Origin of the sequence: Ruegeria sp. HKCCD6428 (assembly GCF_013110595.1) — a bacterium.
Classification (GTDB): Bacteria; Pseudomonadota; Alphaproteobacteria; order Rhodobacterales; family Rhodobacteraceae; genus Ruegeria.
The window spans coordinates 111774-134843 of sequence record NZ_WVQX01000007.1; the positions used below are offsets into that span (position 1 = coordinate 111774).

26 protein-coding genes are annotated in these 23070 nt (G+C 59.3%); 16 read left to right on the forward strand and 10 right to left on the reverse strand.

The genetic code is table 11. The features are described 5' to 3' along the window. Positions 1-90 precede the first annotated feature (90 nt). The 9 genes from GS620_RS15780 to GS620_RS22220 all read left to right on the forward strand — a co-directional run bounded on the left by GS620_RS15780 (position 91) and on the right by GS620_RS22220 (position 9327). Positions 91-918, forward strand: a complete 828-nt coding sequence (locus GS620_RS15780) for a glycosyltransferase family 25 protein (protein ID WP_171616826.1) — start codon at positions 91-93, stop codon at positions 916-918. Between the two features lie 13 nt (positions 919-931). Next, a complete protein-coding gene (sucD, locus tag GS620_RS15785) occupies positions 932-1813 on the forward strand; it encodes a succinate--CoA ligase subunit alpha (RefSeq protein ID WP_152456828.1) in 882 nt (293 codons plus the stop codon). Between the two features lie 116 nt (positions 1814-1929). Then, positions 1930-2427 carry a DUF805 domain-containing protein gene (locus GS620_RS15790; protein WP_171363562.1) on the forward strand — a complete coding sequence of 166 codons (498 nt, stop codon included), beginning with the start codon at positions 1930-1932 and terminating at the stop codon, positions 2425-2427. Then, a complete protein-coding gene (locus tag GS620_RS15795) occupies positions 2424-2966 on the forward strand; it encodes a DUF805 domain-containing protein (RefSeq protein WP_171616828.1) in 543 nt (180 codons plus the stop codon). Before GS620_RS15790 ends, GS620_RS15795 begins: the two co-directional genes overlap by 4 nt. Next, positions 2963-5920 carry a 2-oxoglutarate dehydrogenase E1 component gene (locus tag GS620_RS15800; protein WP_171616829.1) on the forward strand — a complete coding sequence of 986 codons (2958 nt, stop codon included), beginning with the start codon at positions 2963-2965 and terminating at the stop codon, positions 5918-5920. The genes GS620_RS15795 and GS620_RS15800 overlap by 4 nt, the downstream gene beginning before the upstream one ends. Positions 5921-5923: 3 nt before the next feature. Next, the gene (odhB, locus tag GS620_RS15805) at positions 5924-7438 is read left to right on the forward strand and encodes a 2-oxoglutarate dehydrogenase complex dihydrolipoyllysine-residue succinyltransferase (RefSeq protein WP_171616831.1); all 1515 of its coding nucleotides are present in this window, start codon (positions 5924-5926) and stop codon (positions 7436-7438) included. Between the two features lie 2 nt (positions 7439-7440). Then, positions 7441-7710, forward strand: a complete 270-nt coding sequence (locus GS620_RS15810) for a hypothetical protein (protein ID WP_152456823.1) — start codon at positions 7441-7443, stop codon at positions 7708-7710. Positions 7711-7782: 72 nt separating this feature from the next. Further along, positions 7783-9171, forward strand: a complete 1389-nt coding sequence (lpdA, locus tag GS620_RS15815) for a dihydrolipoyl dehydrogenase (protein WP_171616833.1) — start codon at positions 7783-7785, stop codon at positions 9169-9171. 27 nt (positions 9172-9198) lie between these two features. Next, complete coding sequence (locus GS620_RS22220) at positions 9199-9327, forward strand: hypothetical protein (protein ID WP_256369221.1); 129 nt, start codon at positions 9199-9201, stop codon at positions 9325-9327. A gap of 21 nt (positions 9328-9348) precedes the next feature. Here GS620_RS22220 and GS620_RS15820 read toward each other — a convergent pair whose 3' ends face one another. Continuing rightward, complete coding sequence (locus tag GS620_RS15820) at positions 9349-9927, reverse strand: TetR/AcrR family transcriptional regulator (protein ID WP_171616835.1); 579 nt, start codon at positions 9925-9927, stop codon at positions 9349-9351. Positions 9928-10030: 103 nt separating this feature from the next. Between GS620_RS15820 and GS620_RS15825 the strand changes: the two genes are divergently transcribed. Then, positions 10031-10624, forward strand: a complete 594-nt coding sequence (locus GS620_RS15825; RefSeq protein WP_171616837.1) for an NAD(P)H-dependent oxidoreductase — start codon at positions 10031-10033, stop codon at positions 10622-10624. A 20-nt stretch (positions 10625-10644) separates the two neighbouring features. Here GS620_RS15825 and GS620_RS15830 read toward each other — a convergent pair whose 3' ends face one another. From GS620_RS15830 to GS620_RS15845, 4 genes are read right to left on the reverse strand one after another with little or no spacing between them, the layout of a single operon-like run. Further along, positions 10645-11250: a pyridoxamine 5'-phosphate oxidase family protein gene (locus GS620_RS15830; protein WP_171616839.1), complete on the reverse strand. Its 606-nt coding sequence runs from the start codon at positions 11248-11250 to the stop codon at positions 10645-10647. Next, entirely contained in the window at positions 11234-11977 is a 744-nt protein-coding gene (locus GS620_RS15835; protein WP_171119710.1) for a 1-acyl-sn-glycerol-3-phosphate acyltransferase, read from the reverse strand. The genes GS620_RS15830 and GS620_RS15835 overlap by 17 nt, the downstream gene beginning before the upstream one ends. Then, the gene (locus GS620_RS15840) at positions 11977-12876 is read right to left on the reverse strand and encodes an ABC transporter permease (protein WP_152456817.1); all 900 of its coding nucleotides are present in this window, start codon (positions 12874-12876) and stop codon (positions 11977-11979) included. Before GS620_RS15840 ends, GS620_RS15835 begins: the two co-directional genes overlap by 1 nt. Next, complete coding sequence (locus GS620_RS15845; RefSeq protein WP_152456816.1) at positions 12873-13550, reverse strand: cell division ATP-binding protein FtsE; 678 nt, start codon at positions 13548-13550, stop codon at positions 12873-12875. The genes GS620_RS15840 and GS620_RS15845 overlap by 4 nt, the downstream gene beginning before the upstream one ends. Positions 13551-13732: 182 nt before the next feature. Between GS620_RS15845 and GS620_RS15850 the strand changes: the two genes are divergently transcribed. Beyond that, the gene (locus GS620_RS15850; protein WP_152456815.1) at positions 13733-14473 is read left to right on the forward strand and encodes a zinc-ribbon domain-containing protein; all 741 of its coding nucleotides are present in this window, start codon (positions 13733-13735) and stop codon (positions 14471-14473) included. Between the two features lie 3 nt (positions 14474-14476). Here the strand turns inward: GS620_RS15850 and GS620_RS15855 are convergent, their stop codons facing one another. The 5 genes from GS620_RS15855 to argH form a co-directional block, all read right to left on the reverse strand. Then, positions 14477-17020 (reverse strand): TIGR02302 family protein, encoded by a 2544-nt coding sequence (locus GS620_RS15855; protein ID WP_371809814.1) that lies wholly within the window; start codon positions 17018-17020, stop codon positions 14477-14479. Between the two features lie 37 nt (positions 17021-17057). Then, positions 17058-18323 (reverse strand): diaminopimelate decarboxylase, encoded by a 1266-nt coding sequence (gene lysA / locus GS620_RS15860; protein WP_171616841.1) that lies wholly within the window; start codon positions 18321-18323, stop codon positions 17058-17060. A gap of 62 nt (positions 18324-18385) precedes the next feature. Then, complete coding sequence (locus GS620_RS15865; protein WP_171119713.1) at positions 18386-18541, reverse strand: hypothetical protein; 156 nt, start codon at positions 18539-18541, stop codon at positions 18386-18388. A gap of 87 nt (positions 18542-18628) precedes the next feature. Continuing rightward, on the reverse strand, positions 18629-18826 hold the full coding sequence (locus GS620_RS15870; RefSeq protein WP_170346340.1) for a hypothetical protein: 198 nt from the start codon (positions 18824-18826) through the stop codon (positions 18629-18631). Then, positions 18826-20214 (reverse strand): argininosuccinate lyase, encoded by a 1389-nt coding sequence (argH, locus tag GS620_RS15875; RefSeq protein WP_171119715.1) that lies wholly within the window; start codon positions 20212-20214, stop codon positions 18826-18828. The genes GS620_RS15870 and argH overlap by 1 nt, the downstream gene beginning before the upstream one ends. 21 nt (positions 20215-20235) lie before the next feature. Here argH and GS620_RS15880 point away from each other — a divergent pair, with 21 nt between their 5' ends. The 5 genes from GS620_RS15880 to GS620_RS15900 all read left to right on the forward strand — a co-directional run bounded on the left by GS620_RS15880 (position 20236) and on the right by GS620_RS15900 (position 23063). Next, entirely contained in the window at positions 20236-20802 is a 567-nt protein-coding gene (locus GS620_RS15880; RefSeq protein WP_171119716.1) for a TlpA disulfide reductase family protein, read from the forward strand. Continuing rightward, complete coding sequence (locus tag GS620_RS15885) at positions 20745-21233, forward strand: hypothetical protein (protein ID WP_171616843.1); 489 nt, start codon at positions 20745-20747, stop codon at positions 21231-21233. The genes GS620_RS15880 and GS620_RS15885 overlap by 58 nt, the downstream gene beginning before the upstream one ends. Positions 21234-21319: 86 nt before the next feature. After that, positions 21320-21649, forward strand: a complete 330-nt coding sequence (locus tag GS620_RS15890) for a hypothetical protein (RefSeq protein WP_171616845.1) — start codon at positions 21320-21322, stop codon at positions 21647-21649. A gap of 59 nt (positions 21650-21708) precedes the next feature. Further along, positions 21709-22095: a hypothetical protein gene (locus GS620_RS15895; protein WP_171206058.1), complete on the forward strand. Its 387-nt coding sequence runs from the start codon at positions 21709-21711 to the stop codon at positions 22093-22095. Continuing rightward, positions 22092-23063 (forward strand): sterol desaturase family protein, encoded by a 972-nt coding sequence (locus tag GS620_RS15900; protein WP_152456808.1) that lies wholly within the window; start codon positions 22092-22094, stop codon positions 23061-23063. The genes GS620_RS15895 and GS620_RS15900 overlap by 4 nt, the downstream gene beginning before the upstream one ends. The last annotated feature ends 7 nt before the right edge of the window (positions 23064-23070 follow it).

Consider the following 23070-nt stretch of genomic DNA (forward strand, 5'->3'; position numbering starts at 1 on the left):
CAAGTGGGGCTGGCCTCGGGCCCGCCCCATCGCGGCTAAAACCAAGCTGAAAAGCATTGCCGCGCAAGGCCGAAAGAAGCAATCGATCTGATGACCATCCCAATCTTCCTCATAGGCTTGGAACGCGCCACAGGGCGGGCGCGTTTGATGGAGCAGGAGCTGCAAAAGGCAGGCCTGTCGGCGACGCGCCTCAATGCTGTTGATTGCGACGCCGCCACCCGTGAGGATTTCCTGCGCGACTGTCGGGCCGAAGGGCCGTGGGGCTATTTCCATACCAAGGACATGGCCTGCACCCTCAGCCATGCCAAAGCATGGGAGGCGCTGATCGCCTCGGGCGCGGAACAGGCGTTGATCCTTGAGGATGATGTGTTTCTGACACCGGAACTGGCAGACTGGCTGAATGATGCCTCATGGTGGCCCGCAGATGCCGATATCGTCCGGTTCGAACGCTGGCGCAGCACGAAGCTTTACGTGGCACTTGGACGCAAGCGGTTGTCCCATTTGGGGCGGGAACTGCGCCTGATGCGCTCGCGCCATCCCGGTGGTGCAGCTTATGCGCTGACACGCGAAGCGGCCCGGCACTTCCTGGCCCAGAAACCCTTTGACATTACGCTGGATGGTTTGTTGTTCAACCCTTCCGCCTCGCCGGCGGCGCGCCAGATCAACATCTATCAGGTGATCCCGGCCATGGTCGAACAGGGCAACGAAGCGCCCGGCGAATACAATATGGGTGCGCCGCGCGCGCGGCCAACAGGCTGGCCCCTGATCCGGCAAAAAGTAAGGCGTGGCATCGCTGAAATCAGCAGCGGCCTGCGCACGACGGCCAACCTGGCCCTGGGACGCGCCACGCTCGAGAAAATTACCTATGCGCCGCAGGTTCTGCCGGCGACTGAACCCAATCAATCCAACACCGCCTAGAGAAAGGGACAAAATGGCAGTCCTCATCGACGAAAACACCAAAGTGATCTGTCAGGGCTTTACCGGCTCGCAGGGTACATTCCACAGCGAACAGGCCATTGCCTATGGCACCAAGATGGTCGGCGGCGTCACCCCCGGCAAAGGCGGGATGGAGCATCTGGGCCTGCCCGTGTTCAACTCGGTCCACGAGGCCAAGCACGTGACCGAAGCCAATGCCAGCGTGATCTATGTGCCGCCGCCGTTTGCTGCGGATTCGATCCTCGAAGCGATTGATGCCGAGATGGAAGTGATCGTCTGCATCACCGAAGGCATCCCGGTGCTGGACATGATGAAGGTGAAGCGCGCGCTGGAAGGCAGCAAATCCCGCCTGATCGGCCCGAACTGCCCCGGTGTGATTACACCCGACGCCTGCAAGATCGGCATCATGCCCGGCCATATCCACAAGCGCGGCTCGGTCGGCGTTGTGTCCCGCTCGGGCACCCTGACCTATGAGGCCGTCAAGCAGACCACCGATGTGGGTCTGGGCCAGTCCACCTGCGTGGGTATCGGCGGCGACCCGATCAAAGGCACCGAGCATATCGATGTGCTGGAATGGTTCCTGGCCGATGACGAGACCGAGTCGATCATCATGATCGGTGAGATCGGTGGCTCGGCCGAGGAAGAAGCCGCGCAGTTCCTGGCGGATGAGGCCAAGAAGGGCCGCAAGAAGCCGACCGCCGGTTTCATCGCAGGCCGCACAGCCCCTCCGGGCCGTCGCATGGGCCACGCAGGCGCGATTGTCGCCGGTGGCAAAGGCGGCGCCGAAGACAAGATCGAAGCCATGCGCTCGGCCGGTATCGTCGTGGCCGAAAGCCCCGCCCAGCTGGGTGAGGCTGTGCTGGAAGCGATTGGGTAAGTGACCAAGAACCGGGCATATGCTTTTGGGGCAACGCCCGGCTCGGGGGTGGGCGAGACGCGCCCGCCCATCAATCCTGAAGTTTGCCTTTGGCAATTCCGGGCGGAACAGTAACGATGGGACCAAAGCAAGCCATATCGACCGGCATCCGAAAGACATTTGTCTTTTCGGGCAGAGCGTCGCGTTCTGAGTTTTGGTGGTTTGCCCCTATTGCAATTGTTTTGCCGATCTCCGCCGCATTACTGTTTGACTGGAGCATTCTCGTAAACTGGGGCACCTCGAGGCTTTTGGTGATCACCGCCGCGTCTTTGCCCCTGCTTTCGGCAATGTGCAGACGGCTGCAGGATACTGGCGAAGATGGGCATCAAGCGCTCTATCCGTTCGCAACAGTATTTTTCGTTTGGCTGGGGTATCATGTCCTTCTTGGCTTCGGGTTGCTGATCGGCGGACCGATTCTCCTGTTTCTTCTGGTCATCTTTCTTTTTGTTCCAGTGTTCCTAATTGCGATAGTGACAAGCGCGCTGGTTGCGTCCAATGTTATCGGGTTGATGCTGGTTGCTTCCGACCCAGACAAAAACCGATTTGGGGTGCCGCGTGAAGAGGGCTTCGCATGACCTTCTCCGACGCCATACGCACCTGTTTCTCCAAGTTTTTCACCTTCTCAGGTCGTGCCTCGCGGCCCGAGTACTGGTTCTTTTTCCTGTTCATCGTGATCTGGAACATCATCGCCGGGATCATCGACTGGCAGTTCTTCACTCAGGTCGCGATCACCGAAGGCGATGAGGTGAAATCCGTCACCGCAACGTCCTCGGCTCCGGTGCAGAGCATCGTCGGCCTGATCGTCTTCTTCCCGCATCTGGCCGTTGCGTGGCGGCGGATGCACGATACCGGGCGCAGTGGGCTGTACGCTCTGCTGCCGATCCTGCTGGTCCTTGGGGCCTTTGCCGTCCTGATCTTTGGTATCGGGATCGCCTCGAGTTTCCAGCATGGCGGAACGCTCGACATTTTGTTTACCCGCGCAACATTGCTGATCGTCATCCCGACACTTATCGTTCTGGTGGTGTCGCCCCTCCTGGTGCTGTGGTGGCTGACCCGCCCCAGTCAACCAGGCACCAATCAATACGGTCCCAACCCACATGAGGTAGCCCAATGACCGAACACTCGCCCAATACTGCCTTTCATGCCTCGAGCTTCATGCAGGGGCATAACGCCGAATACCTGGAACAGCTTTATGCGCAGTACACCAAGAACCCCGGTGCGGTAGACGCTGCCTGGGTCGAGTTCTTCAAGGCCATGGGCGACGCCGCGCCTGATGTGCAGCGTGAGGCCGAAGGGCCTTCGTGGGCGCGCACGGACTGGCCTCCGATGCCGGCCGATGATCTGACCGGTGCGCTGACCGGTGAGTGGGCCGAGATTGACGCCAAGGCCGCAGGCAAGAAGATCAAGGAAAAGGCTGCCGACAAAGGTGTCGAAGTCAGCGATGACCAGATCAAGCGTGCGGTGTTGGACAGTCTGCGGGCACTGATGCTGATCCGGGCTTACCGGATTCGGGGCCATCTGGCCGCCAATCTGGACCCGCTGGGCATGCGCGCGGCCAGCAATCATCCGGAACTGGATCCCAAAACCTATGGCTTCACCGATGCCGACATGGACCGCCCGATCTTTATCGACAACGTTCTGGGGCTTCAGGTCGCCTCGATGCGACAGATCGTCGAGATCGTAAAGCGGACCTATTGCGGCACCTTCGCGCTGCAATACATGCATATCTCGAACCCGGAAGAAGCCGCGTGGCTGAAAGAACGGATCGAAGGGTACGGCAAGGAAATCCAGTTCACCAAGGAAGGCCGCAAAGCCATCCTGAACAAGATGGTCGAGGCCGAAGGCTTTGAGAAATTCCTGCACGTCAAGTACATGGGCACCAAGCGCTTTGGTCTCGATGGCGGTGAGGCGCTTATTCCGGCGATGGAGCAGATCATCAAGCGCGGCGGCGCGCTGGGTCTCAGCGACATCGTCATCGGCATGCCGCACCGGGGCCGTTTGAACATTCTGGCCAATGTGATGGGCAAACCGTACCGCGCCATTTTCAACGAATTCCAGGGCGGCAGTTTCAAACCCGAAGACGTGGATGGCTCGGGCGACGTGAAATACCATCTGGGTGCTTCCAGCGACCGCGAGTTCGATGGCAACAGCGTGCACCTGTCACTGACTGCGAACCCGTCGCATCTTGAGGCGGTGAACCCTGTGGTTCTGGGCAAGGTCCGCGCCAAGCAGGATCAGTTGGGCGACACGGACCGCACCAAGGTCATGGCCATTCTGCTGCACGGGGATGCGGCCTTTGCCGGACAGGGCGTCGTGGCCGAAGGTTTTGGCCTGAGCGGTCTGCGCGGGCATCGCACCGGCGGGACAATGCATATCGTGGTGAACAACCAGATCGGCTTTACCACCGCGCCGCATTTCTCACGCTCCAGCCCGTATCCAACGGATATCGCGCTGATGGTCGAGGCCCCGATCTTCCACGTGAACGGGGATGACCCCGAGGCGGTTGTTCATGCAGCCAAGGTGGCGACCGAGTTCCGCCAGAAATTCCACAAGGACGTGGTTCTGGATATCTTCTGCTATCGCCGGTTTGGTCACAACGAGGGCGACGAGCCCATGTTCACCAACCCGATCATGTACAAGAAGATCAAGACGCATAAGACCACGCTGTCTCTGTACACGGAACGCCTGGTCAAGGATGGCCTGATCCCCGAAGGTGAGATCGAGGATATGAAAGCGGCCTTCCAGGCCCATCTGAACGACGAATTCGAGGCCGGTAAGGACTATAAACCCAACAAGGCCGATTGGCTGGATGGGCGCTGGTCGCATCTTGACAAGAACAAAGACGAATACATGCGCGGCGAGACGGCGATCACGCCCGAAACCATGGCAGAAATCGGTGGCGCCTTGACCCGCGCACCAAGCGGATTTGCCATGCACAAGACGGTTGGTCGGCTGCTTGAGCACAAGAAACAGATGTTTGAAACCGGTAAAGGCTTTGACTGGGCCACTGGTGAGGCGCTGGCTTTCGGATCCCTGCTGACCGAAGGGTACCCGGTACGCCTGGCAGGTCAGGACGCCACGCGCGGCACCTTCAGCCAGCGCCATTCGGGGTTCATTCATCAGGAAACCGAAGAACGGTACTACCCGCTGAACAACATTCGCGCAGGTCAGTCGCAGTACGAAGTGATTGACTCGATGTTGTCCGAATATGCTGTGCTCGGGTTCGAGTACGGATACTCGCTGGCCGAACCAAATGCGCTTGTTCTTTGGGAAGCCCAGTTCGGGGACTTCGCCAACGGCGCGCAGATCATGTTCGACCAATTCATCAGTTCGGGTGAATCGAAATGGCTGCGGATGTCCGGCCTGGTCTGTCTGCTGCCGCACGGGTTCGAGGGGCAAGGCCCCGAGCATTCGTCGGCAAGGCTGGAGCGGTTCCTGCAAATGTGCGGTCAGGACAACTGGATCGTGGCAAACTGCACCACGCCTGCGAACTATTTCCACATCCTGCGCCGCCAACTGCACCGGACATTCCGCAAACCGCTGATCCTGGTGACGCCCAAATCACTGCTGCGCCACAAGCTGGCGGTCAGCACCGCCGAGGATTTCACCACCGGATCCAGCTTCCACCGGGTACTGTGGGATGATGCCCAGAAGGGCAATTCCGACACCAAGCTGGTGGCGGATGACAAGATCAAACGCGTGGTGATGTGTTCCGGCAAAGTCTATTTCGACCTGCTGGAGGAACGCGATGCACGCGGCATCGACGACATTTACCTGATGCGGATCGAACAGTTCTATCCTTTCCCGGCGCATTCTCTGATCAACGAGCTTGAACGGTTCAAGAATGCCGAAATGGTCTGGTGTCAGGAAGAGCCCAAGAACCAAGGCGCATGGACCTTTATCGAGCCCAATATCGAATGGGTTCTTTCCCGGATCGGCGCGAAACATACCCGTCCGGCTTATGTCGGTCGCGCAACCTCGGCCTCGCCCGCAACGGGCCTGGCCAGCCAACACAAAGCCCAACAAGAAGCGCTGGTTAACGAAGCGCTGAGCCTCGAAGGAAAATAAGCGATGACGATTGAAGTTCGTGTTCCCACGCTTGGCGAGTCGGTCACCGAAGCCACTGTTGCAACATGGTTCAAAAAGCCCGGTGATGCGGTCGCCGTGGATGAGATGCTGTGTGAGCTGGAGACTGACAAGGTGACGGTCGAAGTGCCCTCTCCCTCAGCTGGCGTGATGGGTGAGATTGTGGCCGGCGAAGGCGACACGGTTGGTGTCGATGCTCTGCTGGCGACGATTGCTGCCGGTGAAGGTGCAGCCGCGCCTGCCCCGGCAACAGCCGCAGCAACTCCCGAGGCCGCACCCTCTGCATCGGGCGGGTCGGTTGACGTGATGGTGCCCACGCTTGGCGAATCCGTGACAGAGGCGACTGTTTCGACCTGGTTCAAGCAAGTCGGCGACAGCGTCGCGCAGGACGAGATGCTGTGTGAGTTGGAAACCGACAAAGTCTCGGTCGAGGTACCCGCGCCGGCTGCGGGTGTTCTGGCGGAAATCGTCGCGCTGGAAGGTGCAACCGTTGATGCAACCGCAAAGCTGGCAGTCATCTCGGGCGCGGCCGCAGGCGCAGCCCCTGCACCGGTTGCTGCTGCGGCGGCTCCTGCTGCGGCAAGTCCCGGCAAGGATGTTGCAAATGCGCCGTCTGCCGAAAAGGCGATGGCCGAGGCCGGGTTGTCAGCCGATCAGGTCACCGGCACCGGTCGCGATGGTCGCATCATGAAGGAAGATGTCGGCAAGGCGGTCGCGACTGCTTCGGCCCCCGCACCTACGGCGGCTGCGCCGGCACCCGTTTCTCAGGTTCCGCGCGCACCGGTTGCTGCCGAAGATGAAGCCCGCGAAGAGCGTGTACGCATGACCCGTCTGCGTCAGACCATCGCCAAGCGCCTGAAGGATGCGCAGAACACCGCCGCGATCCTGACCACCTATAACGAGGTGGACATGACCGAGGTCATGGCCCTGCGCAATCAGTACAAGGACCAGTTCGAGAAGAAGCACGGTGTGCGCCTGGGCTTCATGTCCTTCTTCACCAAGGCCTGCTGCCATGCCCTGAAAGAAGTGCCCGAGGTCAATGCCGAGATCGATGGCACCGACATCGTCTACAAGAACTTCGTTCACATGGGCGTTGCTGCCGGCACGCCGCAGGGTCTGGTGGTTCCGGTCATTCGCGACGCGGACAGCATGACCTTTGCAGCCATTGAAAAAGCCATCGCCGAAAAGGGCAAGCGCGCCCGCGATGGCAAACTTTCGATGGCCGAGATGCAGGGCGGTACCTTCACAATCTCGAACGGTGGTGTTTACGGCTCGCTGATGTCCTCGCCGATCCTGAACCCACCGCAGTCGGGCATTCTGGGCATGCACAAGATCCAGGAACGGCCGATGGTCATCAATGGCGAGATCAAGATCCGCCCGATGATGTATCTGGCGCTGTCCTATGACCACCGCATTGTTGACGGCAAGGGCGCGGTAACCTTCCTGGTTCGCGTGAAAGAGGCGCTTGAAGATCCGCGCCGCCTGCTGATGGATCTTTAACCATGGCGACACATGTACTCTGGCAGGCCGATGTGGCCGATTTCGACGCCTGGCTGAAAGTGTTCCGCGAGGACAAGCCGATGCGCAAGGCCGCGGGTATCCGCGACCTGCATGTCTGGCGCGATCCCGATCAGAAGGACCATGCGATCGCGATGTTCGAGGTGATCAACCTGGACAAGGCCAAGGCATTTTTCGGATCCGAGGAATTGGCAATGCACCATGAACGAGGCGGCATTGCGCATATCTCGATCAAGCTGCTGGAACCTGTTTGACAATAGATATTCCCGACCCGCCAGATCGGGTCGGAAAAGCGCCGGATCGTCCGGTCGGTTTAGGAGAATGTAATGGCAAACTATGACGTCATCGTAATCGGCGCCGGACCCGGCGGCTATGTCTGCGCGATCCGCTGCGCTCAACTGGGTTTGAAAACCGCTGTGGTTGAGGGGCGCGAAACGCTGGGTGGCACTTGCCTGAACGTGGGCTGCATCCCGTCAAAAGCTCTGCTGCATGCCTCGCACCAGCTTCATGAAGCCGAACACAACTTTGCCAAGATGGGCCTGAAGGGCAAAAGCCCTTCGGTCGATTGGAAACAGATGCAGATCTATAAAGATGAGGTGATCGAGGGCAACACCAAGGGCATCGAGTTTCTGTTCAAGAAGAACAAGATCGACTGGCTGAAAGGTTGGGGCTCGATCCCTGCGGCCGGCAAGGTTCAGGTTGGCGATGAAATCCATGAAACCAAGAACATCATCATTGCGTCAGGCTCCGAACCGTCCTCGCTGCCCGGTGTCGAAGTGGATGAGAAGGTGGTGGTGACCTCAACCGGTGCGCTGTCTCTGGGCAAGATCCCGAAGAAAATGGTGGTGATCGGCGCGGGTGTGATCGGTCTGGAACTGGGTTCGGTGTACAGCCGCCTGGGTGCCGAGGTGACGGTGATCGAGTTCCTCAAGGAAATCACGCCGGGCATGGACCCGGAAGTACAGAAGACATTCCAGCGTATCCTCAAGAAACAGGGGCTGAATTTCATCATGGGTGCCGCGGTGCAGAAAACCGAAGCAACCAAGACCAAGGCGAAGGTGACATACAAGCTGCTCAAGGACGACAGTGAGCATGTGATCGACGCCGATACCGTGCTGGTGGCCACCGGGCGCAAACCTTATTCCGATGGTCTGGGGCTGGACGCTCTGGGCGTCGAGATGACCCCGCGCGGCCAGATCAAGGTGGGTGCGGACTGGCAGACCAACGTAGCGGGCATCTACGCCATCGGCGACGTGATCGAAGGCCCGATGCTGGCGCACAAGGCCGAAGATGAAGGCATGGCCGCCGCGGAACAGGTTGCGGGCAAGCATGGCCATGTAAACTATGGTGTCATTCCGGGTGTGATCTATACGTGGCCCGAGGTCGCCAATGTCGGTGAAACCGAGGCGACGCTCAAAGAACAAGGCCGTGCCTACAAGGTCGGCAAGTTCATGTTCATGGGCAACGGCCGCGCCAAAGCCAACTTTGCCTCTGACGGGTTCGTCAAGATCCTGGCCGACAAGGAAACCGACCGTATCCTGGGCTGCCACATCATCGGCCCCGCAGCAGGCGATCTGATCCATGAGGTCTGCGTGGCGATGGAATTCGGCGCATCCGCCGAAGATCTGGCCCTGACCTGCCACGCGCATCCGACCTATTCCGAGGCCGTGCGCGAGGCCGCACTGGCTTGCGGCGATGGTCCGATCCACAGCTAGGCAGGTCGGGCTCCGCCCGTTTGACGCGTGAAAGGTCCACCGGACCTTTCATCGGCTGCGCCGAACCACATCAAACCCTGCCAGGCGCATCCGACCTATTCCGAGGCCGTGCGTGAGGCCGCACTGGCCTGCGGCGACGGCCCGATCCACAGCTGACAACCTTGATCCCGGCAGCGATCAGCCTGTCGGGGTCAACCAGGCATCCAGATAGGTCTCCAACCTGTCGGTGAATGTCGTCGCGGAATGCAACGCGCAGAATCTTAGTGACATGGCCTGAATGGCAAAGGCCTGCACACCTTCGGCCAATAACTCGGGTGGCACGTCCTTGCGCACCTCTGCATGTTCGAGCCACAGCATCACGACGCGGAAATATCGCTCAAAACAATAGGCCACCGGTCCTATCTCGGCGACAGCCGTAGCACCGGAATACCTGATCAACAGATCGAATACATATCGCTCGGACGTCATGAAACTGTGAACCGGTTCCAGCGCAGTGACGATTTCTGCAACAGTTTTGGGTGGCGTTCCGGCCTCGGCCTGACCCAGGCAGGCGTTCAGCTTGTCAGCAATCAGAATTTCCATCAGCGCATCCTTGTCGTGAAAATGCGCGAAAAAGGTGCCCTTCGCGACCCCAGCGGCCTTCACGACCTCTTCCACCCGTAACGCTTCATATCCGCCTTTGCGGATGACCTCTTCAGCGGCCGCGAGAAGCTTGGCGCGGGTCTTGATCGTACGTTTCTGAATTGTCTTTTGCATATGGCTCAATCGCATAATTTCTGACCGTGGTCAAATTTTTTATTGACCACGGTCACTTTTTGATTCTATAAATTGACCACGGTCACTTTTCAGGAGATACCCGATGCAACCGAAAAAGATTCTCATCCTTGACGGACACCCCGCAGAAAGCAGCCTGTCACGCACATTTGCCAAAACGTACAGGGACGCGGCCCGCAAAAACGGGCACGATGTACGGTTGGTTCATCTGAGCGATCTGCAATTCGATTTTGATTTCGGTCAGGGCAATTATCACGACTTCAAACCACTTGAGCCGGTTCTGGAACAAGTGCTGCAAGACTTTGAGTGGAGCGACCATCTGGTCCTGACCACCCCGATGTGGTGGGGCGGCCTTCCAGCCAAACTCAAAGGACTGATCGACCGGATGTTCATTCCGGGGCGAACCTTTGACACACGGAACACTACCAAGATCGGGTTTCCGGCCCCGATGCTGACAGGGCGGACTGCGCGTGTCATCCTGACGTCAGATACGCCGGGATGGTTCATGCGCCTGATATACCGGCAGGCGCTAATCCGTCAGGTACGGGACCAGATTCTTGGGTTCGTCGGCTTCAAACCAACCCGTTTCACCTATTTTTCCGGTGCAAGCTATCCCAAGCCCGGCAGCGTAGATCGCTGGGTGGAAAAAGTATCCAGGATCGGGGCCGCTGCGGTTTGAACCACAGCCGACACCCACATCTACCACATCGTTTTTGCGGCGCGTGCAGGCCATTCCTCGTCATATTGCGCGCCGCCTTCCACACCGTCTGTTGCCCCGGACAGAAGCTGACCTATCGTGGGAAGATTGCCGCTTTCGTCACCACTTGACCAGATACGCGCCCGGATCAGAGCACGGGCACATTGGCTGTATATCTCGGCGATTTCAACGACGATAACGGTCGCTGGGCGTTTGCCGGCCTTCTCGAATTGATGCCGCAGGGTCTCATCCGCCGTTACCCGCGCCAACCCGTTCACCCGAACGACGTTGTTGGACCCCGGAACAAGGAACATCAGCGAAACACGTGGATCGCGCACGATATTGCGCAAACTGTCCAGACGGTTGTTGCCGCGCCAGTCCGGCAGAGCCAGCGTATTCGCATCCAGCTCTTTCACCACCGGGCCATCATCGCCCCGAGGGCTGCCATCCACACCTTCAGGACCAACCGTGCTGAGCACACACAGGCGCGATGCAAGGATCCACTTTCGATAGAGAGGCGTCAATTGATGAACGACCTTTCGCAAGGACGGAGCACCGGGCCGACCATACAAAGCTTCAAGCGCTTCAATGTCACGAATGTGCTCCATCCGGATCAAACCCCACTTCCCGCATCAACTCGTTGGAACGTGTTTCTATCACATCTTCCAGCCGGGCAAGGAATTCGTCCCGGCCAACACCCGGCTCGATTGGGTCGAGGAAATCGACGATCGCAAGGCCCGGTTTGCGCATGACACCCGTTCGGGGCCAGAAAACGCCGGCATTCGTCGCGACCGGAACGCAGGGAAAGCCGAGCCCTTCGTAAAGAACGGCTGTTCCAACCTTGTAAGGTTTCTTCGCACCGGGCGCCACACGTGTCCCTTGCGGGTAGATCACAAGCTGCCCGGGTTCCGAAAACTCTTTCGATACATCCTTGACCATCTTGGTCACGGCAGCACCGCGCTTGCCGCGATTGACCGGAATACAGCCAAGTCGCCGCGCATACATTCCAATGACGGGCGTAAACAAAAGCTCGCGCTTCATGATGAACTTGCCGTGCGGAATGGCATCAAAAATGATGATGATATCAAGAAACGACTGGTGTTTTGCGGCTATGACCACCTCATTCGTTGGGACCGTACCCCGCACTTCACACCGAATGTCAACCATCCAACGAGCCAGCCACATGGTGCTGCGCGCGTAGGTCTTGCACGCCCTCAGGGCGCCAGCCTTGGAAAACAGTGCATAGGGCAGAAAGACAATGCCAAGGATCAGCATCCAGGCGTAGATCACGATCATGAAGATCAATGACCGAACCCATTGAACAGCCATCAACATCAGGAAAGCTCCTTCAATTTGCGTCGGGCCGCAGCCCAGGTGGCAAAAAACGCGACCATTGCACCAAGGATCGGGATAAGAACCGGCAACGCCCAGTCTTTGCCCTGAAAGCCGACGCCAGCCAGAAAACCACCCGATTCCGAGGCTTCGGGCAGCATCAGAACACCGGTCATGCCCAGCAATGTACCGACCGATGCCCCAAAAAATGCGCGATATGTAAACCGCCTTACGAATGCGCCCGCTATGAACCCATCGCGTGCACCGACCAGGCGCAACACTTCGATGATCTGGGCATTTGCGGCAAGTGACGCATTGGCGGCAAGAGTAATCATGGCAGCGGTCGCACCGCCGATCAGTAGGATCGAAATCCACCCCAGACGACGCAGGGACATCGCCGCATCAACCAAAGGCTCCCGCCACCGCGTGTGATCATCCAGTACGGCGCCCGGCACCTCGGCCCCCAATCGCAAACGCAACCCAGCCACGTCGATGCCCGGTTCGGTTTCAATGATCTCGATAAGCTGCGGCACGGGCAGCGTATCCAGCGGCAGATCCGGCCCGAACCACGGGGCAAGCAACGCCGCCTGCTCTTCCTGCGTCAAAGCACGGGCCGAGGCCACGCCAGGCGTCTGGCCCAGAACGGTCAGCGCGGCCTCGGTCTGGGCTGCGCGCTGTTCCGCGGGGGCGTTGATGCGCAGGGTTGCGGCGCCGGCCAGTTCCGAGGCCCAGCGATCCGCAATGCGCCCCGACGCCAGAGACAGGGCCAGGGCGAATACCGCAAGAAACGCCATCGCACCCGCGACGAACAGAGTCAGGTGCGCCGTGTATCCCGTTGGGGGAACAACCCGGTCTGCCCGTTTGTCACCGCGCAACAGATTTCTGAGGTCAGGGCTGATCATAGATCCGCCCCCGCCAGTTGCAGCTTGCGCTGCGAAATACGCAAGACACGGGCCTGTACCTGGCTTTTGGCCGCGCGGATCAGGCTCAGATCATGGGTGGCGATCAGGACGGTTTTGCCCATCCGGTTCAGTTCGATCAGAAGACGCAGCAGCCGTTGCGACATTTCCCAGTCAACATTGCCTGTCGGCTCATCCGCCAAAACCACGTCAGGCGACAATATGACGGCACGCGCCAGAGCGGCCCTTTGCCGCTCGCCGCCGGACAGTTCAGGCGGGAGCGCTTCGAGCCTGGCGCCAAGACCCACCCAGCTAAGCAGCTCGGTCAGGTTTTCCTGCTCGGATGTTTCGGAACGCCCGGACACCATCAGTGGCAACGCGACATTTTCTGCAAGCGTCATGTGGTCAAGGAACTGACAATCCTGATGCACGACACCAACGCGGCGACGCAATACGGCCAGCTGGTCGCGATCAAGCGTTGAAATATCCTGGTCAAACACGCTCAACCGCCCTGAGCTCGGCAGCAGGGCACCATAGCACAGCTTGAGCAACGTGGTCTTGCCCGCCCCGGAAGGCCCGGTCAGAAAGTGAAACGAACCCGGCTGCAATTGTACCGAGACATCACTCAGCAATTCGCCGCCACCGTAGGTGTAGCTGACATTTTCCAGCTCAATCACACGTGCCCCCGTTATTTTGCCGCTCTTCTTGCCCGAGCATGGTGATGGTTTCAATGGCTCTACCGAGTCCAATTAGTGACACTTGACCCGCGAAACCGAAAACGCTCTTTGCTGTTGGGTCTTAACCGAATATCATTTCTGAAAAAACTATTATCGGCCCTTCGCCCGGCCGAGGAGGCAGCATGCGTCTTACATGTCCGAATTGCAGCGCGCAGTACGAGGTTCCTGACGAGGTCATCCCCGAGGAAGGCCGCGACGTACAGTGTTCCAACTGCGACCAGACCTGGTTCCAAGCGAAGCACCCTGCCGAAGCCGCAGAGGCACCGGACGAAAAAGCGGAAACCCCTGAACAGGATGACGCATCGCCCGACGTGGTCGACGCTCCGCAGGGCGTTGAACCGGAACCTGTTGAAAAAGCGGTATCCGAAGACAAGCCAGAAATTGATGAACCCGCCGCGCCCACCGGGAATGTCGATCCGTCCGTCGCCAGCATTCTGAGAGAGGAAGCTGCCCGCGAAGCGGAATTGCGGGCGCAGGAAGGCAGCAGCCTCGAAAGCCAGCCCGATCTGGGGCTGGATACGCCGCCAGAACCCAAGGTGCGCCCCAAGCGGCCTTCGGCTTCGGAAACCGCTGTCGATGCCGGGCAGAAAGACGCGCTGCCGGATGTCGAAGCCATCAATTCAACCATGCGATCAGATGAGCCGGAAGAGGTCCCGCAGCCACCCCGCAAATCGGGCGGATTCCTACGCGGCTTCGCGTTGATGCTGATCATCGGCGTGGTTCTGTATCTGATCTATGGAAATGCCCAACAGATCAGCGAAGCGGTCCCTCAGGCCGACCCGTTGCTGAGTTCATACGTGTCGCTTGTGGATCAGGCGCGTATCTGGCTTGAGGCACAGGCTGGATCCGGTACCCAGAACTGAGGTCTAGAACCGCTCCAACAAACGCTTCAGGTATTCCAGCTCGATCTGGGGGCGGTCCGATTCCCCGGTTCTGCGTCGGATTTCATCCAGCAGTTCCCGCGCCCGGCGGTACACGTCTTCGCCTTGCAGCAGGTTCTCATCCGTTGAAATCGAACCGGCGGCACCCGGGTTTCGGCCCAGCGGATCGCGGTTGTTGGCTTGCATGTCGCCATCCTGCGTTCCCTGACCCGGCTGGTTCTGTTGGTTCTGCGCCATCGCCTCGCCCAGCGAACGCATCCCTTCGCGCAGGGCTTCCATGGCCTCGGATTGCCGGTCGATGGCTTCGGCCAGATCATCCCCACGCAGGGCCTGTTCCGCCTCGTCCATGGCACGCCCGGCCCGATCAAGCGCCTCGCGCGCGGCGTCGCCTTCGGGCGTGCCGGCACCGGGCAACCCCTGTTGCTGACGGTTCAGCTCATCTCTCAGCGCCTGCTGCCGGTCCGCAAGTGAGCCTTGACCCTGCTGGCCTTCGCCAGCCTGATCCGAGCCTTCCCCCTGACCGCCCTGGCCTTCGTGGCTTTGCCCCCGGCCTTGCCCGCCATTGCGCCCCTCATTGCCCTGGCTTTCACCGGATTGAGCGCCCGGGTTGAACTGTTCCTGCAAATCACGGAAGGCCCGATCGCTCAACCCTTGTTGTTCACGCAGAGTTTCCGCAAGACCTTCCATGGCCTGCTGACCTTCGGACTGCTGCCCTCCGCCCTGGCCCTGAGTCACACGCATGTTTTCCATCATCTGCTGGAACTCTTCCAGCGCCTGCTGGGCTTCGGCCATGCGGCCCTGTTCCATGAGTTCCTGAATGCGGTCCATCATGCGTTGCAGATCATCCTGCGTCATTTGCAGGGACTCGCCGTTCTGGCCCGGCTGACGCTCGCCATCTTCGCCGTTTGGCTGAGCCAACCTTTGCAGCTGTTGGAGGTAATCCTGCGTCGCGTCGCGCAATTCCTGCATCAGTTCCGCGATTTCTTCGTCGCTGGCCCCGTTCTGCATCGCTTCGGTCAGACGTTCCTGCGCGCGGCGCATCCGTTCCAGCGCATCCGCCAGCGTGCCGTCTTCGATCAACACCGCAAGATCCCAGAGGGCCTGGGCGATCTCTGCCTGCTGTTCAGGTTTCAGCCCGTACTGATCAAAGGTCTCAAGCCGCCGCAGTACGACCCTCAGGCGCAAATAGGCAGTGTCCGAACGAAACAGGTCCTCTGGCAGATGAGACACAGCCCGCAGCAGTTGCGCGATGCGAGGCGCGTTGGAGCGCGACCAGAGTAGATCACGCCGTTGTTCGACCACCGCAGCAGCCAACGGATCAAAAAACCGTCGGGCCGGAAGGTCGGTCACATATGGTTCGGAGGAAGATTGCTGATCCGCCGCGTCCGTAGCCATCAAAGTGATCTGGACCGGCAAATGCGCCCAGGGGTGTTGCGAGAAGTCCTCGATCAGATCTTCGGCAAAGTCCGCCCGGTCGCCCGTGATCGGCATCGGCAGTTCAATCTCGATCGCTTCGCGTGGCTCGGGCTCTGCCGCCAGGCCATAGCGGCGGTCAACGGCAACCAGATCCAGTTCGATCCGGGCTGAGCCTGAAACCACACCATAGTCATCTCCTGCGACGAATGGCAGTTTCATCTGCCCGCCCGCCTCGGCCTCAGCCGATCCGGCCACGGCTATCTGTGGTGCCGTGTCGTCAATGATCTCAACGGCCCATTCGCGCCCCGTGGGCCCGTCGATGCGCAACTGGCCAGAGCGCTCTGCCACGAACTCCTGCTCGGGGTCGGTCGCAGCTTCGGCGCCCAGGGCCGAGCTGTTTTCCGTCAGGCTATGTGCGCCAACCTCACCATAAAGCCGCAAGGTAACGCGGCTGCCCTTGGGAACGGAAAGCTCTGCATCCGTTTGATCCGCAAGATACAGCGTTGGAAGGCCCGTATAGCGCGGGGGTTCGACCCATCCTTCCCACGTTGGCCCCTGCCCGGCGGCGGCAGTGCCCGGGGCCATGTCCGCCACCGACCCCACGCGCCACAAAGAGCCGAAAACCAGCGCTACGACAAAAGCCAGCAATGCCGCGTAGCGCAGCGCATAAGGATCTCGCGATGCCAGCCGAAGATCTGGCTTCACGGCCTCAGCCGTTGCGACCCGTTGCGCCATCCGGGCTTTGTGGGCTTGCCATAGCGCCACAGAATCCCGATCGGCCGCACCGATGGCCTGATCATCCATCAAGGCCTGAATTGGGCGTCCCGGCAAGGTCTCATCCAACCGCACCAAGACGTCGGTGCGCGAAGGCAACTTGAGAACCCTCAGGCCAAGCACCGCAGCCGTCAAAAACAAGCCCAGGGACAGCGCGCCAACTGTCCAGACAACTTCCACGGAAACAATATCTTGAAGCCCCAGCATCAACGCCGCAAGCAGAACAAGTGCAATCGAGAATGCCGGCCAGAACGCGCGCAACACCTGTTCAGCCACCATGCCGACATAGGTCAGCCACACGGACAGGCGCGGAATGGGCAGGTTTGAACGGTCGGACAAGACGGGCCTCCGGGGTTAGGCCCGCGCGGTCATCGCGTCAAAGCCATGAAGGTATGGTATCGCGGTTTATGATTTCGTCAAAGCTTGGTCGTTCACGAATGACTGCAAATTGATCACCATTGACCAGAACCTCGGGGATCAGCGGGCGGGTATTGTACTCGCTGGCCATCACCGCGCCATAGGCACCCGCGCTGCGGAAGGCGATCAGGTCACCCGATTTCAGCGGCGGCATGTTGCGCTGCTTGGCAAATGTGTCACCGGATTCGCAAACCGGGCCGACGATGTCATAGGCCTGCTGTTCCACGCCGGCCACCGGTTCCTGCACCGCGACGATATCATGATGCGCTTCGTACATTGCCGGGCGGATCAGGTCATTCATGGCCCCGTCGACAATCAGGAAATCGCGGCCTTCGCCCGATTTCACATAGATCACCTTGCTGACCATCAGCCCCGCATTGCCTGCGATCAGGCGGCCCGGCTCGATCTCGATCTCACAGCGCAGATGGCCCAGTGTTTTCTTGATCAACGCGCCATATTCCACCGGCAGCGGCGGCGCGTCATTCGAGCGGGTATAGGGGATGCCCAATCCACCGCCCAGGTCAAGACGGCGGATGTTGTGGCCTTCAGCCCGCAACTGCTCGGTCAGTTCGGCTACTTTCGTATAGGCCAGCTCGAATGGTTCGAGTTCCGTCAGCTGCGAGCCGATATGGACGTCGATGCCGATCACCTCCAGCCCCGGCAGGCTGGCCGCATGCGCATAGACGTCCGAGGCGCGGGATATCGGAATTCCAAATTTGTTCTCGGACTTGCCGGTCGCGATCTTGGCGTGGGTCTTGGCATCAACATCCGGATTCACCCGGACCGTGATCGGAGCAACCACACCCAATTCCAGTGCAACGGCGTTGATCACTTCCATCTCGGGCTCGGATTCGACGTTGAACTGACGGATGCCACCGGTCAGCGCGGTACGAATCTCATCCGCCGTTTTGCCCACGCCAGAGAACACGATCTTGTCGCCGGGAACGCCCGCCGCCTTGGCGCGCAGGTATTCCCCGCCCGAGACCACGTCCATCCCCGCGCCCGCCTGTGCCAGAGTTTTCAGGATCGCCTGATTGCTGGCCGCTTTCATCGCATAGCAGACAAGGTGGTCCGTGCCGTCAAGCGCATCGTCGAACAGCTGGAAATGCCGCAGCAAGGTCGCGGTGGAGTAGACATAGAACGGCGTTCCGACCGCGGCAGCGATTTCGGAGACAGGGACATCCTCGGCGAAAAGCGCGCCGTCGCGGTAGAGAAAATGATCCATGTCTGCGCGCTTAGACCAGAAGATGGCTTCGAATCAATGGATTCCGAACCCATCGACCAAGTTTAATTTCGGGTCGAAACTCCAACCCGGCCATAGCCCGAGATCGAAACTCCGGTGCCCGATTGCTTGGGCTCTGCCGCAGGTTCCGGGCGTCTTGCCGATGTAGGTTCGCAAGCCGTCAAAGCCGCAAATACCAGAATCAGTCCTAGTGTTCTCATTTCAGTATCTTTTCTTTGGATGGCATGCGCACCGACATGCCAATTCACGTTGGTAGAAACAAAACCGATGCGCAATATGAAAGTGGCTTAGAATCCCAGGTAAATTCCCAGCGGCCCACGGCTCAGACCCACACCACCGCCAACATACGCTCCGCTTGAGCCGACCCCAATGGTCGCACTGACAGTTGGCTGAGCGGGCGCAGGCTGAACGGGTTCACCGTCGGCTCCGCATCCGGCCAGCATTAGGCCGGACCCTGCAATCAGGATCGCACGCAGCACGGTCATCACACCATTGCCTTCCATCGTTCAACCTGAGCACGCACCTGATCCGGGGCCGTGCCACCATAGGACTGACGTGAGTTTACAGAATTTTCGACACCAAGGACAGAGTAGACGTCATTTGTGATCTCGGCATGGACCGATTGCATGTCGTCCAGCGTCAGATCGGGCAGGTCGCAGCCCTTCTTCTCGGCCATGGCCACCAGCGATCCGGTAACATGATGCGCGTCGCGGAAGGGCAGGCCCAGCACCCGCACCAGCCAGTCGGCCAGATCGGTCGCGGTTGAAAAGCCCGAGCCGGCGGCGGCGGCCAGGCTGTCGCGGTTGGCGGTCATGTCCTTGACCATGCCTTCCATCGCCGCCAGCGCCAGCATCCAGTTGTCGGCGGCGTCAAAAACCTGTTCCTTGTCTTCCTGCATATCCTTGGAATAGGCCAGCGGCAGGCCCTTCATCACCATCATCAGCGCCGTGTTGGCGCCAAAGATCCGGCCCACCTTGGCACGGATCAGCTCTGCCGCATCGGGGTTTTTCTTCTGCGGCATGATCGACGAGCCGGTCGAGAACCGGTCGGACAGGGTGACAAAACGGAACTGGGCCGAGGACCAGATCACCAGTTCCTCGGCAAAGCGCGACAGATGCACGGCGCAGATCGAGGCCACGGACAGGAACTCCAGCGCGAAGTCACGATCGCTGACGGCGTCCAGCGAGTTGGCGGCAGGCCGGTCAAAACCCAGCGCCTGTGCCGTCATATGGCGGTCGATGGGAAAGGACGTTCCGGCCAGCGCCGCAGCACCCAGTGGCGATTCGTTCATCCGGGCGCGGGCGTCACGAACGCGGGACAGATCACGGCCAAACATCTCGACATAGGCCATCATGTGATGGCCCCATGTCACTGGCTGCGCCGTTTGCAGGTGGGTAAAGCCCGGCATGACCCAATCGGCCCCGGCCTCGGCCTGCGCCAAAAGCGCGCGGATCAGGGCCAGCAAGCCGCTCTCAGCAGCGTCCAGCTGATCACGAACCCAGAGTTTGAAATCGGTTGCGACCTGGTCATTGCGTGACCGGCCTGTGTGCAAACGGCCTGCGGGCTCTCCGATGATCTCTTTCAGACGTGCCTCGACATTCATGTGGATGTCTTCCAGCGCGGTCGAGAACTGAAATTCTCCATTCTGAATTTCTGACAAAACGGTGAGCAGCCCTTCCCGAATGGCTTCGGCGTCACTATCACTTATGACGCCTGTGGCTGCCAGCATGGCCGCATGGGCGCGCGAGCCTGCGATGTCCTGGGCTGCCATCCGCTGATCGAACCCGATCGAGGCGTTGATTGCCTCCATGATCGCGTCTGGACCGGCGGCAAAGCGGCCGCCCCACATCTGGTTCGAGGATTGATCGGTCATGTAAGAAAACCCGGAGTTGATATGCGCCTATTTCGTCTGATCCCCCTTTATATGGCCCTTGCGCTGGGTGCAAATGCCGCCTTGGCGACCGATGCCGAGACGCTGGCCCCTCTGCGGGAAGACAGCCTGAAACGTCTGATCCTGCACAAGGAACCGAAACCCGCCAAATCAATCGAATTCCAGCTGGAAGATGACGGCGGTGTCGGCACGCTTGCCGATTATGAGGGCAAGTATGTGCTGCTGAATTTCTGGGCCACCTGGTGTGCGCCTTGCCGCAAAGAGATGCCTCAGATCGCTGAACTTCAGGAAGAGTTCGGCGGCGACAAGTTTCAGGTTCTGACACTGGCCACGGGCCGCAACTCGCCAGCCGGCATCAAAAAGTTCTTTGCAGAGAACGGCATCGCCAACCTGCCCCGTCACCAGGACCCCAGCTCGGCCGCTGCCCGTGAGTTCGGCGTCATCGCCTTGCCGATCACGGTCATCCTGAACCCCGAAGGGCAGGAGATCGCCCGGCTGATCGGCGACGCCGAATGGAACTCGGACAGTGCGAAAGCGATCATTTCGACGCTTGTTGGCGCCGAAAGTTAACGCATTTAGAAAAATTCGCGAATTATGGTACCCTCCCACGCATTAAGAGTGGGAGGTTTTTTATGAAACATACGATTTTATTCCTTGCTGTTGCAGGCACATTGGTAATCGCTGGCGCCGCACACGCGGACTACAAACGGATCAAGACCGAAAAGCAGTTCAATTCCGATATTGTTGGGAGAAAGCTAACCGACGAACAAGGCAATGTTTTTGTCGCGAATGCTGATGGCACGATTTCAGCCAAACTCAAAAGTGGAAAAAAGTTCAGCGGAACCTGGGTCTGGAACAAAAAATTCTGGTGCCGAAACGGAGTATTGGACGGCAAGGCACTGGGCACGGATTGTCAGCTTTGGGAAATTGACGGGGCCACGGTCCGAATGACCCGTGAAAAAGGCAAGGGCAAAACAACCATTTATTCGATCAACAACTAAAGGCGTCAGCCCGTTTCAATCTCGTGATATACTGTTCCTGCCCTGCCGGGCAGGGCCGGCATATTTTTTTTGGAATGGAGGCAATGATGAAACCCGTCGTACTGCTGATCGGACGGTTGCCAAATGTAATCGGTGACGTGGCGCGGCAACTGGATCATCTGCCGATTCAGTGGCTGGGCGCACATGACACGGACGAGGTTCGGAAACAGCTGGATGCCGAGCCCCGGATTGCCTGCGCCATCTTGGGCGCGGGGCTTGACGACACGATCCGTGGTGAAATGGTGGGCATTATTGCCTCCCGCCGCCCGGATATCTGCATCCACCTGAAGGATCGTACATCCGGCCCCGAGGGGCTGGTGCCCTTCGTCGAACGTGTGGTGCAACACGAGATACTGGAACGGCTGGAAAACAGCTGACGCAACGCCACCTTTGACAGAGTTTCAACTCCTTTGCACTCTGCGCTCAGGAGGATGGAATGCCACTTGAAATTCTACTGGCGCTGGTCGTCGGCGGCATAGCTGGTGTCACCCTGTTATTGCATCTCACCGGCAGGTCGCAGCAGGTAAGGCTTACGCCCGACATTGCACGATCACAATGGGCACGTCACTTTCCGGACGATGATGTGGTCGACGTCACGGTTTCCCATGATGGCCACGCCGCGGTGGTGCGCACCAGTTCGGGCAATGGGTTGCTTTGGTCCTTCGGGGCCGACACCGTGGCCCGGCATCTGCTGGACTATGATCTTCTGGATCATCCGGAAGGCTTTGAGATCCTGTTTCACGAATTCTCGGTGCCCAAGACACTCATCCGACTGGACGATTTCGAACGCCATCACTGGCGTGACCTGATGGAGCCCGCATGACAGACCAAATTAGTTTTCCCGATGCGGTACAATGGGCCGTTCCCTTTTTCATCGCAGCGATTCTGGCCGAGTTTCTGTGGATCGCAGTCAAAGGCAAAGGCGGGCGTTATGAAACACGCGATGCGGTGACCTCTTTGATCATGGGGGCCGGAAACATCGCATCGGGCTTTTTGCTGGGCTTTATCGCCTATGCGTTTTTCATGTGGCTGTGGCAGATCACACCGATGAACCTGGGTACGTCAATTCCGGTTATCATCCTGTGCTTTGTCCTGGACGATCTGCGTTACTACTGGGTCCACCGCTTTGGCCATCGCATCCGCTGGGTCTGGGCCAGCCACGTAAACCATCACAGCTCGCAGCACTACAACCTGACGACCGCGCTGCGGCAGACCTGGACCTATACGTTCACTTTCATGATGGTCGTACGCGCCCCGCTGATCCTGCTTGGGTTCCATCCTGCGATGGTCTTGTTCGTCGGTGGCCTCAATCTTATCTATCAGTTCTGGATTCACACCGAGGCCATCGGCAAGATGCCCCGCTGGTTCGAGGCCATAATGAACACGCCCAGTCACCACCGCGCCCATCACGGCCGCAACGCGCGCTATCTGGATTGCAACTATGCCGGGGTGTTCATCATCTGGGACAAGCTGTTCGGCACCTTCGTCCCCGAGCAGGAGGACGACCGGGTGGACTATGGCCTGGTGCACAATATCGGCACTTTCAATCCCCTGCGGGTGGCCTTTCACGAATGGGTGGCCATCTGGCGCGACGCAACCCAGCCGGGGCTGACCCTGAAACAGCGACTGGCCTACTGCTTTGCCCCACCTGGGTACAGCCATGACGGCAGCCGGGACAGTTCGGAACAGATCAAGGCCAAGCATCTGGCACGCCACCCGGAAGACCGCGGAACGCCAGGTTTTGAGCATCTGGACAAAAAACTGCCTAGCGGACAAGCAGAACAGGCCTGAAACAGCC